This window comes from Amycolatopsis sp. 2-15 (assembly GCF_030285625.1).
Taxonomy (GTDB): Bacteria; Actinomycetota; Actinomycetes; order Mycobacteriales; family Pseudonocardiaceae; genus Amycolatopsis; species Amycolatopsis carbonis.
Genome location: NZ_CP127294.1, coordinates 5,188,093 through 5,204,586, shown reverse-complemented (window position 1 = coordinate 5,204,586; position 16,494 = coordinate 5,188,093). Strand labels below are relative to the sequence as shown.

General features: G+C 70.4%; 16 protein-coding genes. 8 read left to right on the top strand and 8 right to left on the bottom strand.

Going from position 1 to position 16,494, the window contains the following annotated elements; translation table 11 throughout:
* The first annotated feature begins 5 nt into the window (after nucleotides 1-5).
* Genes QRX50_RS25800 through mgrA form a run of 3 tightly spaced genes read left to right on the top strand, consistent with a single transcriptional unit; the run spans nucleotide 6 to nucleotide 1,459 of the window.
* On the top strand, nucleotides 6-182 hold the full coding sequence (locus tag QRX50_RS25800; RefSeq protein WP_285965753.1) for a hypothetical protein: 177 nt from the start codon (nucleotides 6-8) through the stop codon (nucleotides 180-182).
* Entirely contained in the window at nucleotides 183-419 is a 237-nt protein-coding gene (locus tag QRX50_RS25795; protein ID WP_285965752.1) for a hypothetical protein, read from the top strand.
* Nucleotides 420-430: 11 nt separating this feature from the next.
* Entirely contained in the window at nucleotides 431-1,459 is a 1,029-nt protein-coding gene (mgrA, locus tag QRX50_RS25790) for an L-glyceraldehyde 3-phosphate reductase (protein ID WP_285965751.1), read from the top strand.
* 56 nt (nucleotides 1,460-1,515) lie between these two features.
* Here the strand turns inward: mgrA and QRX50_RS25785 are convergent, their stop codons facing one another.
* The 3 genes from QRX50_RS25785 to QRX50_RS25775 all read right to left on the bottom strand — a co-directional run bounded on the left by QRX50_RS25785 (nucleotide 1,516) and on the right by QRX50_RS25775 (nucleotide 5,701).
* On the bottom strand, nucleotides 1,516-2,760 hold the full coding sequence (locus QRX50_RS25785; protein WP_285965750.1) for an RsbRD N-terminal domain-containing protein: 1,245 nt from the start codon (nucleotides 2,758-2,760) through the stop codon (nucleotides 1,516-1,518).
* 180 nt (nucleotides 2,761-2,940) lie between these two features.
* Nucleotides 2,941-3,396, bottom strand: coding sequence for a (2Fe-2S)-binding protein (locus QRX50_RS25780; protein ID WP_285965749.1), 456 nt, complete (start codon nucleotides 3,394-3,396; stop codon nucleotides 2,941-2,943).
* Between the two features lie 28 nt (nucleotides 3,397-3,424).
* A complete protein-coding gene (locus tag QRX50_RS25775) occupies nucleotides 3,425-5,701 on the bottom strand; it encodes a xanthine dehydrogenase family protein molybdopterin-binding subunit (protein WP_285965748.1) in 2,277 nt (758 codons plus the stop codon).
* 460 nt (nucleotides 5,702-6,161) lie between these two features.
* On the opposite strand from QRX50_RS25775, the gene QRX50_RS25770 reads away from it, so the two are divergent.
* A complete protein-coding gene (locus QRX50_RS25770; protein WP_285974563.1) occupies nucleotides 6,162-7,310 on the top strand; it encodes an ROK family transcriptional regulator in 1,149 nt (382 codons plus the stop codon).
* Nucleotides 7,311-7,313: 3 nt separating this feature from the next.
* On the opposite strand, the gene QRX50_RS25765 is transcribed toward QRX50_RS25770, so the two are convergent.
* Nucleotides 7,314-7,802, bottom strand: coding sequence for an SRPBCC family protein (locus QRX50_RS25765; protein ID WP_285965747.1), 489 nt, complete (start codon nucleotides 7,800-7,802; stop codon nucleotides 7,314-7,316).
* 178 nt (nucleotides 7,803-7,980) lie between these two features.
* Between QRX50_RS25765 and QRX50_RS25760 the strand changes: the two genes are divergently transcribed.
* Genes QRX50_RS25760 through QRX50_RS25750 form a run of 3 tightly spaced genes read left to right on the top strand, consistent with a single transcriptional unit; the run spans nucleotide 7,981 to nucleotide 11,469 of the window.
* The gene (locus tag QRX50_RS25760) at nucleotides 7,981-8,349 is read left to right on the top strand and encodes an ArsR/SmtB family transcription factor (protein ID WP_285974562.1); all 369 of its coding nucleotides are present in this window, start codon (nucleotides 7,981-7,983) and stop codon (nucleotides 8,347-8,349) included.
* Nucleotides 8,350-8,359: 10 nt separating this feature from the next.
* Nucleotides 8,360-9,091, top strand: coding sequence for an HAD family hydrolase (locus QRX50_RS25755; RefSeq protein ID WP_285965746.1), 732 nt, complete (start codon nucleotides 8,360-8,362; stop codon nucleotides 9,089-9,091).
* Nucleotides 9,088-11,469, top strand: coding sequence for a glycoside hydrolase family 65 protein (locus QRX50_RS25750; protein ID WP_285965745.1), 2,382 nt, complete (start codon nucleotides 9,088-9,090; stop codon nucleotides 11,467-11,469). The genes QRX50_RS25755 and QRX50_RS25750 overlap by 4 nt, the downstream gene beginning before the upstream one ends.
* 230 nt (nucleotides 11,470-11,699) lie before the next feature.
* On the opposite strand, the gene QRX50_RS25745 is transcribed toward QRX50_RS25750, so the two are convergent.
* From QRX50_RS25745 to QRX50_RS25730, 4 genes are all read right to left on the bottom strand, one after another.
* Nucleotides 11,700-11,882 carry a hypothetical protein gene (locus tag QRX50_RS25745; RefSeq protein WP_285965744.1) on the bottom strand — a complete coding sequence of 61 codons (183 nt, stop codon included), beginning with the start codon at nucleotides 11,880-11,882 and terminating at the stop codon, nucleotides 11,700-11,702.
* Between the two features lie 42 nt (nucleotides 11,883-11,924).
* Nucleotides 11,925-12,887, bottom strand: a complete 963-nt coding sequence (locus tag QRX50_RS25740) for a Ppx/GppA phosphatase family protein (protein ID WP_285965743.1) — start codon at nucleotides 12,885-12,887, stop codon at nucleotides 11,925-11,927.
* A 210-nt stretch (nucleotides 12,888-13,097) separates the two neighbouring features.
* On the bottom strand, nucleotides 13,098-14,138 hold the full coding sequence (locus QRX50_RS25735) for an LLM class F420-dependent oxidoreductase (protein WP_285965742.1): 1,041 nt from the start codon (nucleotides 14,136-14,138) through the stop codon (nucleotides 13,098-13,100).
* 96 nt (nucleotides 14,139-14,234) lie between these two features.
* Complete coding sequence (locus QRX50_RS25730) at nucleotides 14,235-14,828, bottom strand: TetR/AcrR family transcriptional regulator (protein ID WP_285965741.1); 594 nt, start codon at nucleotides 14,826-14,828, stop codon at nucleotides 14,235-14,237.
* Between the two features lie 292 nt (nucleotides 14,829-15,120).
* On the opposite strand from QRX50_RS25730, the gene QRX50_RS25725 reads away from it, so the two are divergent.
* A complete protein-coding gene (locus tag QRX50_RS25725; RefSeq protein WP_285965740.1) occupies nucleotides 15,121-16,392 on the top strand; it encodes an MFS transporter in 1,272 nt (423 codons plus the stop codon).
* The last annotated feature ends 102 nt before the right edge of the window (nucleotides 16,393-16,494 follow it).

Below are 16,494 nucleotides of genomic sequence, written 5' to 3'. Positions count from 1 at the left end.
GGTTGGTGAAGAGGATCAGCTTCGCGCGCCGGTCGGCCGGGTCCGGAACGAGGCTTGTCGCAACCCTGCGCGGCACCGTCGGGTCACGGAAGAGCCCGATCAGCACTGGACCACGCGAACGGCTGCTCGACGTCGTGATCCACGGCCAGGACATCGCGCTCCCGCTGGGCCTCGACCGGTAGGTGCGAGCGGTCGAGGCGACGGGCGCGCTGGATCGTGTGTGGGAGCGCGGCTGCCCGTTCCACGCCCGGCGCCGGCTCGCCGGCCTGCGGCTGGTCGCGACCGACGCGGACCGGACGGGCGGCGAGGGCGAACTCGTCGAGGGCCCGGTCACCGCGCCGCCGATGCTCGCCGCGGGCCGCGGCGCGAGTGTGGCCCGGCCGCACGGCGAGGGAGCCGAGCGGCTGCTCGCGAGCTAGCATCTGGCCACGTGACCTACGTTGCGGCGACCAGCCGATACGACTCGATCCCCTACCGGCGCTGCGGGCGCAGCGGACTGAAGCTGCCCGCCATCTCCCTGGGCCTGTGGCACAACTTCGGCCACGACCGGCCGCTGCAGGTCCAGCGCGACATCCTGCGCCGCGCCTTCGACCTCGGCATCACGCACTTCGACCTGGCCAACAACTACGGCCCGCCCTACGGCTCGGCCGAGTCGAACTTCGGCCAGATCCTCGCCACGGACTTCAAGCCCTACCGCGACGAGCTGGTGCTCTCGACGAAGGCCGGCTACGACATGTGGCCGGGCCCGTACGGCGACTGGGCCTCGCGCAAGTACCTGCTGGCCTCGCTCGACCAGTCGCTGGGCCGCATGGGCCTGGACTACGTCGACATCTTCTACTCCCACCGCTTCGACCCGGAGACGCCGCTGGAGGAGACCGTCGGGGCACTCGACCGCGCCGTGCGCTCGGGCAAGGCGCTCTACGTCGGCATCTCCTCGTACAACTCCGAGCGCACCGCCGAGGCCGCGCGCCTGCTGCGCGAGCTGGGCACGCCGCTGCTGATCCACCAGCCCTCGTACTCCATGTTCAACCGGTGGACCGAGGACGACCACCTCCTCGACACGCTCGAAGAGGCCGGCGCCGGCTGCATCGCGTTCTCACCGCTCGCCCAGGGCCTGCTCACCGACCGTTACCTCGGCGGCGTGCCGGCCGACTCGCGAGCGGCGCAGGGCAAGTCCCTCGACCCGGACACGATCACCGAAGACCGGCTGGCGAAGATCCGCGGCCTCGGCGAGATCGCCACGCGCCGCGGCCAGTCGCTGGCGCAGCTCGCGCTGGCCTGGGCCCTGCGCGACCCGCGCATGACGTCGCTGGTGATCGGCGCGAGCAGCGTCAAGCAGCTCGAGGACAACGTCGCCGCGCTCGACAACCTCGACTTCACCGCCGAGGAGCTGGCCGAGATCGACCGGTACGCGACCGAGTCGGACATCAACCTCTGGAAGCAGTCCAGCGACGCCTGACGTCGCAGGTGGCCGGTGGCGTTCGCGTCACCGGCCACTGTGGACGGTCCGGGAGCTCAGCCGGCGCGCGTCGGCCGCGGTGCCGGCAGGTGCGAGGTCTCCGGGAACAGGTGCAGCGCCCGCAGCGCCGCACCCAGCTCGGCGATGTCCGCCGGGTCTGTGAGCGAGCGGCCGAGCTCGTCGGTGATGCGGCGCAGGCGGTGGCGGATCGTGTTGGGGTGGCAGAACATCCGTTCCGACGTGAGTTTCGTCGAGCCCTGGCAGTCAAACCACGCCCGGAGCGTCAGCAGCAGCACGTTGCGGTCGTCGCCGGGCAGGTCGAGGATCGGGCGCAGCACGTGGTGCGCGAGCTGCACCGACGCCTCCGGCGCGCTGGCGACCAGGCCCGCGAGCGGCGACTCCGTGAACTGCACCAGGCCCGTCGAGCCGGGCGCCATGCTGGACAGCGCGACTCGCGCGAAGTGCAGCGCCCGGGAAGTGTTGCCCAGCCCCGAGAACACCGGGCTCATGCCGACGCGGCCCACCGGGGCTTCGCGCAGCAGGTCGATGGTCACCTTGCACGCCGACGGGTCGCGCAGCGACACCACCCCGACCTGCAGGTCCGGCGTGAGCCGCCACGCCGAGGCGTGCTGGGCCTCGCGCAGGCGCTGCTCGATCTTCGGTAGCGGTTCGTGGCCCAGCCGCGGCGTTTCGGCCGCGACGACCACGAAGCTGCCGTCCACCGTCAGCTCCAGCACACGGGCGATGTCCCACAGCGTGCCCTCGGTCGCGGCGCCGCCGGCGAACAGCGCCTCCACCAGAGCCGAGCGCCGGTTCTGGTGCGCCACCACGACTTCGGCCGCGGTGTCCCGATAGGACGACGTGAGCGCCTCGGCGTAGTCGTCGACCAAGGCCCACACGGCGGACGTCGCGGCGACAAGCCCCGCGAGGTCCTGGTGCTCCCCATGAGCGGTCAGCAGCACGAACCGGTGCCACACCTCAGTGAGCCCGATCCGGTACGCACGCAGGACTTCCGGTAGCGGCGCGCCCTGCAGCGCCCGCGCACGGCCGGTGGCGCGCGCCTGCGACAGGTCGGGCACGTCCTCGCCGCGCAGCGTGCGCATCACGTAGTCGAGGTTGGCGCGCACGGACTTGCGCAGCTCGGCGTGCGTGACGAACCGTTCGTCCCGGTAGACCGGCATCTGCTCGAGGATCTGGTGCGTGGTCGCTTCGATCAGCTCGGGCATGGCGGTGTCGACCTCGGCGGCCAGCGCCGAGACCACGGGCGCGAGCCCGTCGCGCAGAACTGTCTGGTAGTGCATCAACGCCCTCCAGGCCGGGGCGAAGGGCGCTCGCGCGCCCCTCGCCCGTGACCGTACGGGGACTCGTCGTTGAGCCCTCGGGAAGGTCATCTAACACGACACCCGCTCACTCGGCCGGGTGAACTTGTGACACTTTCCGCCAATGCGGAGGAACTGGTGTAGAACTTCCGCATTCGCGGGTCACATCTTCGCGGCGGCCGCCTTGATCGCCTCGCGGATACGGAAGTACGAACCGCAGCGGCACACGTTCTCGATCGCGTCGATGTCGGCGTCGGTGGGGTTCTTGGTCTTCTTCAGCAGCGCGACGGCGGCCATGATCTGGCCCGGCTGGCAGTAGCCGCACTGCGCGACGTCCTGCTCCAGCCACGCTTCCTGCACCGGGTGCAGGGTGTCGCCATCGGCCAGGCCCTCGATCGTGGTGACCTCGCGGCCCTCGCACTCGGAGACCGGGACCACGCACGGGTTCACCGCCTCGCCGTCGAGGTGGCTGGTGCAGGCCTTGCAGACGTTGATGCCGCAGCCGTACTTGAGGCCGCGCACCTTCAGCTTGTCGCGCAGCGCCCACAGCAGCGGCAGATCGGCGGGCGCGTCGACGGTGACGGTCTTCCCGTTCACTTCGAAGGTGTAATTGGGCATGCGAGAACTCCTTGGTGTGGTGGGGAGATCAGCGGGGGAACGGGTCGAAGTCGACCGGGAAGTTGATCGGGAAGCTGCGCGGCTTGATCCCCGTGGCACGCGCGTAGGCGTTGGCGATCGCCCCCACCGGTGCGGGCAGGCCCAGCTCGCCCGCACCGCCGATTTCGCTGCCGTTGGCCGGCATCACGAACACGTTCACGTCCGTCGGCGCGTTCTTCTGCCGCGCGTAGTGGAACTGTGAGTAGCTGCCTTCGAGCGGCAGGCCGTTGTCGATGTGCAAGCCCGCGGTGAGCGTGGTCGAGATGGCGTCGGTGAGGCCGCCGAGCATCTGCGACTGGATGCCGCGGGGGTTCACCGGCTTGCCGACGTCCACCGCGATCGTCGCCTTGGTCACGCGCGGGTGCTTCGGGTCGCGCGCGTCCATCTCCACCAGGCAGGCGGTGTAGGACTTGTACTCGCCGTGCACTGCGATGCCCTGGGCGAAGCCCTTCGGCATCTTCTTGCCCCACTCGCCGAGCTCGGCGACCTTGTCCAGCACCGCCTTCTGGCGCGGCTCCTTGATGAACTCGCGGCGGAAGGCCAGCGGGTCCTTGCCGAGCTTGGCCGCGATCTCGTCGACCATGATCTCCTCGGCGCCGCGGGTGTTCGCGGAGTACACCGAGCGCCACGCCGAGGTGTGGAACTTCAGCGGCACCTCGTTGAGCAGCTGCGTGGTGACGCCGAAGTTGTAGGGCGACTTCACCGTCAGCAGGAACACCGTCTGCGCGAAGCTCAGGTTGCCGCCCACGGGCAGCTTCGCGGCGAACGCGGTGAGGATCTCGCCGAGGCCGTGGCCCCAGTCGGTCTCGATGCTGGCCACGCGGTGCTCGAACGTGAGCACCTGGCCGAGCGCGAACGTCGCGCGGATCTTGTGGTGGCTCGCGGCGCGGGCGCGGCCGTGGCGCATGTCGTCGATCCGGCTCCACATGAGCCGGACGGGCTTCTTCATCGCCTTGGAGATGTGCGCGGCTTCCAGCGCGGCGTCGAAGAACAGCCGGCGGCCGAACGAGCCGCCGCCCTGCTGGACGTGCACGGTGACCTTGTTCTCCGGCAGCCCCAGCTCCTGCGCGATGGTCTGCTTCGCGACGATCGGCGACTTCAGCCCGGCCCAGATGGTGGCGCTGTCCTCGCGGACGTCCGCGACCGCGGAGTTCGACTCCATCGGCGCGTGGCTGACGAACGCGAAGTCGAACTCGGCGTCCACGTACTGCGTCAGCAGCGGCGGCACCACGAACGGCAGCGCCGCGGCCTGCAGCTTCTTCGTGATGGACGCGTTGTTCTCGCCGTCGACCGTGCCCGCGTTCCAGGTGACGTCGAGGGCGTTCTTGCCGTCGAGCGCGTGACCGAACGTCTCGGCCATCACGGCGACGCCGGTCTGCACCACCGCGATGTCGATGATGCCGGGCATCGCACGCACGGCGGCCTCGTTGTTGACCTTCTTCACCGTGCCGTTGATCGTCGGCGGGCGCCGCACCATCACCGGCATCGCGCCGGGAATGTCTAGGTCGAGCGTGTAGACCTGCTTGCCGGTGACCATGGCGAGCGCGTCCTTGCGCGACGTCGGCGTGCCGACCAGCGTGTGGGCCGACTCGGCCTTCGGCTTCACAGCCGCGGTGGGCAGGTCCGCGCGGGCGGCCGGGCCGGCGAGCACGCCGTAGGAGGCCTTGCGCCCGTCCGGGGCGCGCACGAGACCGTCGCGGGTGGACAAGCGCGCGGCCGGGACGTTCCACTGCGAGCTCGCGGCGGACACCATCCGGGCGCGGGCCGTGGCGGCGGCTGTGCGGATCGGGTCGTACAGCGACCGCATGGTGTTGGAGCCGCCGGTGAGCTGGTTGAACAGCAGCTCCGGGCGCGCGTCGGCCAGCACCACGTCGACCTTGTCGAGCGGCAGGTCCATCTCTTCGGCCACGAGCATCGCGCTGGCCGTGTTGATGCCCTGGCCCACTTCGGCGCGCGGCAACTGCAGGCGCACGCGGCCGTCGGTGGTCACCTCGAGCAGGAGCATGCCGGACGTCGGCGCGCAGGAGAGCGTGAGCACGTCGCCGAGGTCGAGGATCTCGGCGGGCTGCGGCAGCGTCGGCACCACGGCTTCGGCCTTGTCCGGCACGAGAGTGTCGAACGACAGCTTCGTCGCGACGGTCAGCGTCGGCGCGGCGACGAGGTAGGTGAGGAAGCGGCGGCGGCCGACGCGCCCGTCGTCGTCCGGCGCGGCGTTGTCCGATTCGGAACCGCCCTGTGGTCCGGGGCTGGTGGTGGGGCTGGCCATCGGGAATCCCTTCGGGGGACCCGCGCCGCCGCTGCGGTGCACGGGGTGGCGGGGTGGTGGAACGGGAGGTATGGCGCGCCACGCTAAGGACGTGACAGAAACGACGCAACGCGCAGTAGTCGTGTCGACTGATGTCTGTGACGAGGTAACAGCCGACCGCCTTCGAATGTGCGTCGTGACACATTCACCGCTGGTCGGATCGGGCGTTCACGGGCGTGCGGACGGGTGAGCGCGGGCTGCGCCGGATGGCCCTTCGGACACCGGGCCCCGCGCGCCCTCCCGCGGGATGGCGGCGACAACCCGTATCGTCGTCTGGACGCTCTGCCGCTGGTCACCGAACGGGTGAAAAGAAGGTTTCCTGCCGAAGCCGGTTACCTTGGCAAGGGTGACATCGGCACGAGTAGGAAGCGGGCGGCACGTGGTGGGCGCGGTGACTCCGCCGGTCGGCACGCCGGCCGGGATGCGCAGGATCAACCAGCGGGCGGTGCTCGACCTGCTGCGCCGGGGCGGGCCGGCCACGCGGCCGCAGGTCGCGAAGGACACCGGGCTGTCCAAGCCGACGGTGAGCCAGGCGCTGCTGGCGCTCGAAGCCGCGGGCCTCGCGCGGGCGACCGGGCACACGTCCACCGGCACCGGCCGGTCCGCCGTGCTCTACGAAGCCGACCCCACCGCGGGATACGTGCTGGGCGTGGACATCGGGCGCGAGCACATCCGCGTCGCCGTGTCGGACCTGGGCCGCACGATGGTCGCCCGCCGCGACGCGCGCAACACGGCCCGCTCCGGCAGCGCGCTCGTCGCCTCCGTCGGCCGGCTGGCGCGCGAGATCGTGGCGGAGGCCGGGTTGACCGACGCCGACATCGTGGTGCGCGTGCTGGGCTCCCCCGGTGTCGCGGACCCGGCGAAGCGCTGCTTCCGGCACGCGCCGAATCTGCCGGGCTGGGGCAAGCCCGGCCTGCTCGACGACCTGGAGGCCGCACTGGGCGCCGGCCTGGTCGTGGAGAACGACGCCAACCTCACCGCCGTCGGCGAGTGGGAAAGCGGCGCCGCCCGCGGCGCGTCCGTGGTGGGCTGCCTCATGATCGGCACCGGCGTCGGCATGGGCCTCATGGTCGACGGCCGCGTCTTCCGCGGCGCGACGGGCGCCGCCGGCGAGATCGGCTACCTCCCCTACGGCCGCACGCAGTCCGGCGGTGAGGTCCCGGCCCGCGGCCACCTCGAAGAGGCCACCGCCGCCCAGTCCGTGGTCCGCGGCGCACGCGAACTCGGCCTGGGCACAGCGAAATCGGCCCGCGAGGTCTTCCGCCTGGCCCGCGAAGGCGACGAACTCGCCCAGCGCGCGGTGCGCACGGAAGCCGACCGCCTCGCCTACACGGTCGCCTCCGTGGCCGCCGTGGTCGACCCCGAGCTCATCGTCCTGGGCGGAGGCATCGGCACCGCCGCCGACTTGCTCCTGGACCCCATCGACCGCGCCCTGCGCTCCTTCACGCCCCTCGTCCCGACCGTCGTCCAAGGCGAACTGGGCGACGACGGCGTGCTGACGGGGGCGATGAGTGTGGGGTTGAGGGCTGCGGAGGGACTGGTGTTCGAACGTCGGGTCGGGGCGGCCTGAACCTCACTGCGAGCCGGCCACGAGCCAGGACGCCTTGGCCAGCGCGGCCAAGTGGTGCAGCGAGTTGACAAGGTGGTCAGGGGGAAACGGCGGGAACCGGATACCGCGATCGCGGATGAACGAGGGTACCGCCGACCAGTCGTAGGAGAGCGTGACTTCGGTGTCGCACGGACCGAGCGGCCTGAGGTCGTAACGCCAGTTCCAGCCCCCGAACTCCAGCTCGCCGTCTTCTTTCTCCTGCCCCGTGAACCAGCCGACGACGCGCGGCGGCTCGAGCACCTGAACCTTGTTGATCACCCGGTAGCCCTCGCCGTAGCACATGTCCATCCGGAACAGCTGCCCCACCTCGGTCAGCAGCGCCCGGTCGACGGGTTCCCGGACCCAGCCGGTGCCGTCGATCGCGGAGTGGGTCGCCGGGTCCGCCAGGACCGCGAAAACCGTGCTGGCGGGTACTGCGATGGTCAGGGTGGCGCTCACGTTCTCCTCGGCCATGATGGGCTCGCTCCTCGTCGGCTCGTCTCGGGCTACCTCCGGTGTGAAGCCCTGTGCACCCACTCGACGAACGCACCGGCGGCGGTTCGACACCGCGACTGAACATTCCCCGCGCGACGGACAGCTCGGCCGCAGTGGTCCCCACGAGCGCCGGGTGGAATCATCGGCCCCTGTGAGCATCGAGCCCGACCGGCGTCTGATCGACCCGGAGCGCGTGGCCGCCGCTGTCGCCGGGCTGGGTGACAGGGCGGTCATCGAAGAGTGGGCGGGGCGGTTCGCCGTGGTGGCCGATCCGTCGCGGCTGGCGTTGCTCGTGTCGATCCACTACGCGCGCGAGATCAGTGTCACCGACCTGGCGGCGGCCACGGGCATGACGGACACCGCCGTTTCGCAGGCGCTGCGGCTGTTGCGGGCCCACGGATTGGTGACCGCGCACCGCGACGGGCGCGTGGTGCGGTACCGGCTGGCGGACGCGACGGTGCACGAGCTGATCCACCGTGTCCGGCCCCACGACACGGGTGCCGCGGAAGCGGATCCGGACCGGTAGGTTTGCACGCATGATCGGACTGCCGGACACCATCACCGCTTGTCTGTTCGACCTCGACGGCGTGCTGACCGGAACGGCCGTGCTCCACCGTGAAGCGTGGAAACGGACGTTCGACGAGTTTCTCCGCAGCCGGGACGGCGACACGTTCCGGGAGTTCACCGACCACGACTACGCGGCCTTCGTCGACGGCCGCCCGCGCGCCGACGGCGTGCGCGAGTTCCTGCGCTCCCGCGACATCCAGCTGCCCGAGGGCACGCCCGACGACGGCGTGAACGAACCGACCGTGAACGGCGTCGGCAACCGCAAGAACGAGCTGGTCCTGAAGATCATCGAAGAGCGCGGTGTGAACCCCTACCCCGGCTCCGTGCGCTACCTCGAAGCGGCGAAGGCGGCCGGCCTGCGCATCGCCGTGGTGACGTCGTCGGCCAACGGCGCGAAGGTGCTCGACGCCGCGGAACTGACGAAGTTCGTCGAGGCCCGGATCGACGGCCTGGTCATCCGGCGCGACAACCTCAAGGGCAAACCCGCCCCCGATTCCTTCCTCGCCGGCGCGAAAGCGCTCGGGGTCGAACCCGCGCACGCGGCCGTGTTCGAAGACGCGCTCTCGGGCGTGCAGGCCGGGCACGCCGGGCACTTCGGTTACGTGGTGGGCGTGAACCGCGCCGACCAGGCCGACGAACTGCGATCGCACGGCGCCGACTTCGTGGTCGACGACCTCGCCGAACTTCTGGAGAAGGCATGACCGAAACGCTCTTCGGCTACGAGTGCTCGCCGTGGGAGCTGCGCTGGCGCGGCCTCGACGTCGACGCGCTGCAGCGCACGGAGTCGGCGTTCGCGTTGTCCAACGGCCACATCGGCCTGCGCGGCACGCTGGAGGAGGCCGAGCCGCGCGGGCTGCCCGGCACGTACCTCAACGGCTTCTACGAGCAGCACGAACTGCCCTACGCCGAAGGCGGCTACGGCTACCCCGAGGAGGGGCAGACCGTGGTCAACGTGACCGACGGCAAGATCCTCCGGCTGCTGGTCGAGGACGAGCCGCTCGACATGCGCTACGGCACCGCGCTGGAGCACGACCGCGTGCTCGACTTCCGCAGCGGCACCCTGACCCGCTCCACCGAGTGGTCCTCCCCCACCGGCCGGCGCGTGCGCGTGAAAACCGAGCGGCTCGTGTCGTTCACGCAGCGCGCGATCGCGGCGATCCGCTACGAGGTGGAGCCGCTCGACGAGGACCTGCAGCTCGTGGTCCAGTCCGACCTGCTGGCCAACGAGCCGATCGAGTCCGAGACCCGTGACCCGCGCGTCGCCGCCGCTCTCGACACGCCGCTGGTGTCGCAGTTCAACCGCGCGGCGAACTACCAGGCCGTGCTCGTGCACCAGACGCGCAATTCCGGCCTGCGCATGGCCGCCGCGATGGACCACAAGATCGAGGTCGACGACGGCATCCGCACCCGCATCCACAGCGAGGACGACCTCGCGCGGCTCACGGTCGCCGTCGACGTGCCGAAGGGCGGGCGCCTGCGGATCACGAAGTTCCTGGCCTACGGCTGGTCCGCGCAGCGGTCCGTGCCCGCCCTGCGCGCGCAGGTCGAGGCCGCGCTCGCCGGCGCGCGGCAGACGGGGTGGAAGGGGCTGATCACCGAGCAGCGCCAGTACCTCGACGACTTCTGGGCCACCTCGGACATTGAGATCGACGGCGACCCCGAGCTCCAGCAGGCCGTGCGGTTCGCGCTCTTTCACCTGCTGCAGGCCGGTGCCCGCGGCGAGCAACGCGCGATCGCCGGCAAGGGCCTCACCGGCCCCGGCTACGACGGGCACGCGTTCTGGGACACCGAGACCTTCGTGCTCCCGGTGCTCACCTACACGATTCCCGACGCGGCGCGCGATGCGCTCAGCTGGCGGCACTCCACAATGGACAAAGCGAGGGAACGAGCCACCCAGCTCGGCCTGCACGGCGCGGCGTTCCCATGGCGGTCCATCACCGGCGCGGAATGTTCGGCCTACTGGCCCGCGGGCACAGCGGCGTTCCACGTGAGCGCCGACATCGCCGACGCCGTGCAGCGCTACGTGAACGCCACCGAAGACGAGGACTTCGAACGCGGCTGCGGCGCCGAGCTGCTCGTGGAAACGGCGCGGCTGTGGGCTTCGCTGGGCCACTACGACCGGCACGGGCACTTCCGCATCGACGGCGTGACCGGCCCGGACGAGTACTCGGCGGTGGCGGACAACAACGTCTACACGAACCTCATGGCGCGCCGGAACCTGATCGCCGCCGCGCAGGTGTGCGAGAAGTACCCGGACGCCCGGCAGCAGTTCGAAGTGGACGTCGCCGAGCTCGACAGCTGGCGCTCCGCGGCCGACGCGATGTTCCTGCCGTACAACCAGGAACTCGGCGTGCACCCGCAGTCGGAGGGCTTCCTGGAGCACGATGAGTGGGACTACAAGGGAACCGGCCCGGCGTTCTACCCGCTGCTGCTGAACTACCCGTACTTCGACCTGTACCGCAAGCAGGTCGTGAAGCAGGCCGACCTCGTGCTGGCGCTGCACCTGTGTGGTGACTCGTTCAGCCCCGAGGAGAAGGCCCGCGACTTCGCGTACTACGAGGCCCGCACGGTGCGCGACTCGTCGCTCTCGGCCGGCACGCAGGCCGTGATCGCGGCCGAGGTGGGCCACCTGGACCTCGCGTACGACTACCTGGCCGAGGCCGCGCTGACCGACCTGCAAGACGTGCACAACAACGTCCGCAACGGCCTGCACATGGCCTCGCTCGCCGGCGCGTGGCAGGGCACCGTCGCGGGCTTCGGCGGCCTGCGCGACCACGGCGGGCAGCTCTCGTTCGCCCCACGCCTGCCCCGCCAGCTCGGCGGCATCACCTTCCGCCTGGCCTTCCGCGGCACCCGCTTCCAGGTCTCCATCCGCCCCGGCGAGGCCACCTACCACGTCCTCGAGGGCGACCCTTTGGAACTCGTCCACCACGGCGAGCGCTTCACGGTCACCACGGACCCCGTGACACTCCCCATCGCGGACGTCGACGCGGGCACCCCACCGGTCCAGCCCTACGGCCGCGCACCTCAACGCCGGGACTCGTCGAAGCTGCGCCAGTTCGTGTCCCCGGAGGCCTGAGCCAGAGGATCCCCGCGGACACCCATGCGGTCCGCGGGGTTCTCGAACCGCGCACCTGAGCCCGCGGCCACTCGGAAAACCGCCGGCCAGCCACCCAACTCACCAGTGCACCCAGCCCTGGCCCTGCACCTCGATCCCCCGCCTTCCCCCGGCGATACTCAAAGATCGGGGTGCCGTCCACCCACCCCACGCGCACCGTCGCGCGCCAGCGCAACGAGCCACGCCACCACTCAGGCGTCCTCCGGGTCTTCGACGCCGGTCCCCGGCGGCGCCTCCACTTCCTTGGTCTCACCCGGCGTCAGATCCGGCCCCGGCACCGTCGGCACCTCAGACCGCACCCGACTGGGATCAGGCAGCGCCAATTCGTCTTCGTCGTCCTCGGATCGATCCCGCGGGAAGAGCTCACGTGTCATAGGTCCGGAATACCCCGTTCCACCCTGGCCGCACCAGGGATGTCACGCGGCCGGACGCGAACCCGTGCTGTCCGGGGTCGTGACGAGCGCGTCGAGCAGGGTGAGCAGAAGGCCGTCGCGGGTCGACCACGGACAGATGGCCATTCGTCCGCCCGCAATGGTCAGCAGTGCTTCCGCCACAACAGCGCCGCCGAGGGCCTGCTGGGCGCGCTGGCGCGAGATGCCGGGCAGTTCGGCGCGTTTCGCCGACGGCATGGCGGCCAGGCGCGGGATCCAGACGCGCAGATCCTCGAGGTGCAGTTCGCGGTCCCTGCCGGGGCGGTCGCCCGCGAGGCGGGCGAGCTGGCGCAGCACCTTCGAACAGCCGACCACACGGTGGTCGGCGAGGTGTTCCGTCGCGTCACCCAGTGCGCCGGCCACCTCTTCCAGCACGTGCTCGCGCAGCGCGCGGACCTTCTTCGTGCGCACCGGCGGCTCGGCCGGCAGCCAGTCGCGCGTGACCGAGCGGGCGCCGAGCGGAAGCGAACGGGCGAACTCGGCCTGCGAGCCGCGCCCGGCCGACAGCTCCACCGTGCCGCCGCCGATGTCGAGCACCAGCAGCGGGCCCGCGGACGCGCCGTACCAGCGCCGCGCGCCCACGTAGGTCAGCTCGGCTTCGCGGCGGCCGGAGAGGAACTGCAGCTCCACGCCGGTGTCGCGGCGGACGCGGCGCACCACCTCGCCGGCGTTGGCCGCGTCGCGGATCGAGGACGTCGCCAGCGGGAACACGTCGCGCACGCCGTGCTCTTCCGCCACGGCCACGCCGCGGGCGACCGCCGCGGAAATGGCCGCGATGCCGCGCGGGCTCAGCCGGCAGTCGTCGTCGAGCTCGCGGTCGAGGCGCAGCCGCGTCTGGTGGCTCAGGGCCGGTTCCAGCGGCGTTCCGCCCGGCTCGAGTACGACAAGGCGGGCGCTGAACGATCCCACGTCCAGAACCCCGGCAGCCGGCCCCGCTTTTCTGCGCACAGTCAGGCCTACCTCGCTTTCGCCTTCGCCGACGTGTTCCCCCGGAAGACCGTTCCTACACCTGATGAGATCCATCGGCGGCAGATTTACGGTTTTCCCACCACGGCCTCGGGCCCGAGGTGCGACTTCTTCACACCTTCTATCACGACATGATAAACCGAACGCCTGAGCGAGTCTGATTCGTCTCGCTCACCGGCGCGTCGGACCAGGTCAGCCGACGATCTCCTTCAGCTTCGCCACCGCGTCGAGCCGAGCCTCGCGACCGGGCTGCAGTGGACTGACCACGAGCGTGGTCACCCCCGCTTCCGCGAATGCCGCCACCCGTTCCTTGACATACGACGCGGGGCCCACGAGCGAGATCGCGCGCAGCAATTCCAGGGGCACGGCGGCCGCGGCCTCGTCCTTCTTGCCGTCGAGGTAGAGGTCCTGGATCTGTTTCGCCTCGGCCTCGAAGCCGTAGCGCTGGGCGAGGGTGTTGTAGAAGTTGTTGCCGCGCGCGCCCATCCCGCCGATGTAGAGCGCCAGGTGCGGCCGGACCTGGTCGAGCAGGTGCTCCACGTCGTCGCCGATCGCGAGCGCCGGGCCCGCGAACACGTCCAGCTCGCCCAGCGCCGGGTCGCGCTTGGCCTTGCCCTCGGCCAGTGACTCGCCCCAGACGTCGTTCGCCTTCTCCGGGTGGAAGAAGATCGGCTCCCAGCCCTCGGCCAGCTCCGCGGTCAACGCGACGTTCTTCGGCCCCAGCGCCGCCAGCAGGATCGGGATCCGCTCGCGCACCGGGTGGTTGATCAGCTTCAGCGGCTTGCCCAGCCCCGTGCCCTGCTCCGGCGGCAGCGGAATGGTGTAGTGCTTGCCCTCGTGGACCACGCGCTCGCGCCGCCACACCTGCCGGCAGATCTCCACGATCTCGCGCGTACGGGCCAGCGGCGCGTCGTACTTCACACCGTGGAAGCCCTCGATCACCTGCGGGCCCGACGCACCGAGCCCCAGCGTGAACCGGCCGCCGGACACGAAGTCCAGACCCGCCGCCGTCATCGCCGTAAGGCTCGGCGTGCGCGTGTAGATCTGGAAGATCCCGGACGCCAGCTGCACCCGTTCGGTCTTCGCCGCGAGGTATCCCAGCTGGCTCACCGCGTCGAAGCTGTAGGCCTCCGGGACGAAGGCGATGTCGAGCCCCACCTTCTCCAGCTCGACGATGTCCGCCACGCTGTCGGCGAACCCGCCGGAGTAGTTGATGCCCGTCCCGATCCTCATCGTGCTCCTCACGTTCCCACGGCCCGGCGCACCAGCCTGGCTAAGCGTGCGCTTAGCCTAGCGGGGCACGACCCGCCCGGCCACCACCGGCGCCGATCACCGCTCCGTGGGCAGGCAGCCGACGATCCGCAGGGCGAAAGTGCCGTACAGCGCGGCCACTTCGGCCGCGGTGTAGTGGCCGTCCGGGTGGAACCAGGCCTTGGCGTTGTTGCCCATCTCCAGGATCGCGAACGAGGCGACCCGCGGTTCGGGCACGTCGAACAGGCCTTGCGCGCAGCCGCGGTCGACGATGGCGAGGATCTGCGCGCCGTAGGCGTCGCGTTTGTCGATGATGGCCTGGCGCAACGGTGCTTCCAGATTGCGGATCTCGCTGTTGCAGACCGTGACCTCGGCGGGGTTCTCGAGGAAGTCCAGCACCGTGACCTCGGTGGCGCGCCGCAGCTGGTCCGCCAGGTCGGTCACACCGTCGAGGGCGGTGGCGAGTGCGGCGAGAGCGCGGTCCATCGCCACGTCCATGATCCGGTAGAGCAGATCCTGCTTGGACGTGACGTGGTTGTAGAGGTTCGGCGCGGAGACTGCCAAGACCTGCGCGATGTCCTTCATCGAGGTGCCGCGGTATCCCCGGCTCGCGAACAGGTCGCGAGCGGCTTCGTGCACGGCCTGCGGCGAGACGGCCGTTGACTTGGTCACAGCTCCACACTATCGTCCCTTTTCACCCATTAATGAACGTTAATTAACCCATCGATCGGCGACGCTGACCGATCGATCTCGCGAACGGCCGGTCCAGCCACAGCCACACGGCCGCCCTCGCTCCTGGATGCCAATGCAGTCATCAGGTTCGGACGGCGTTTCCCGCCGTCCCCAAAACGACGAGGAGAAGTACATGGCGAGTGAGCCGACGCCAGACCGGTCACGAGGTCCGTCGAGATCCACGACCGCGCAGGATGCTCCAGCGGGGCCGTCGCCCCAAGCTCGGCCACCGATGCGGCGGGTCGCCCTGTCGGTGCTGATCGGCACGACCATCGAGTGGTACGACTTCCAGCTCTACGGGATCGCCGCCGCTCTGGTCATCGCACCGCTGTACTTTCCCTCCGCGGACCCGCTCGCCGGCTCGTTGCTCGCGTTCTCGACCTTCGCGATCGGGTTCGGGGCCCGGCCGATCGGCGGGATCATCCTCGGCCACTTCGGCGACCGGATCGGCCGGAAGAAGATGCTGGTCCTCTCGCTGACCATGATGGGGTTCGCGACGTTCCTCATGGGCGTGCTGCCCACCTACGCGCAAGTGGGCGTGTGGGCGCCGATCCTCATGGTGCTCTTGCGCCTGGTGCAGGGCTTCGGAGTCGGTGGCGAATGGGGCGGCGCCGTGCTCACGGCCGTGGAGTACGCCTCGCCCCGCAAGCGCGGCCTCTACGGCAGCCTCCCGCAGATCGGCGTCCCGGCCGGGCTGGTGCTGTCCACCCTGGTGTTCCTGCTGGTCTCGCAACTGCCCGAGCAGCAGTTCATGGCGTGGGGCTGGCGGATTCCGTTCCTCATCAGCATCGTGCTGGTGGCCGTGGGGCTCGTGGTGCGGTTGCAGCTGCGCGAGACGCCGGTGTTCGAGAAGGTCCGTGAACGCAAGGAGGCGCAGCGCGCGCCGCTGATCACCGCGATCCGCGCGTACCCCATGCAGATCCTGCTCGCCATCGGCTCGATGATCAGCACCGGCGCCTACTACTACATCGTCAACACCTACGCCCTGAGCTACGCCACCTCGGCGAAAACGATGGACCGGGGTTCCTTGCTCACCGCCATCATGGTCTCCGGTGTGGTCGCGTGCGCGGCACTGCCGTACTTCGGCTCGATGAGCGAACGGTTCGGCAGGCGCCGCATGATCCTGATCGGCCTCGCCGCGATGGCGGCGTGGATCTACCCGACGATCCTCGCGGTCGCGAGCGGCAACTTCGCCGCGGTGCTGGGGGCTTACCTCGTGGGCGCGATCTTCTTCAGCGTCAGCTACGGACCGCAGGCCACGTTCATCGTGGAGATGTTCGACGCCCGGGTCCGGTTCAGCGCCGCGTCGACCAGTTTCCAGATGGGTGTGCTGCTGGGTGGCGCGCTCGCGCCGATCATCGCGGCTTCACTGGTCCGGGCCACCGGCTCGGTCGTCTCGGTGGCCGTCTACGTCTGCCTGGTGTCGTTGCTGTCGCTCGGCTGTGTGCTGGGCGTCAGCCGGGCGGCGCTGGCCCGAGGGAGTGCCGACCTCGACTCCGTGTGATCACTTCCATCCCCGATCACCTCGGAGTTTTCGGCTGCGCGGATCCGTCCGCGCGCTTCGGGGGCCGTACCCACGCGGGTACGGCCCCTCGGGGTGTCGGCG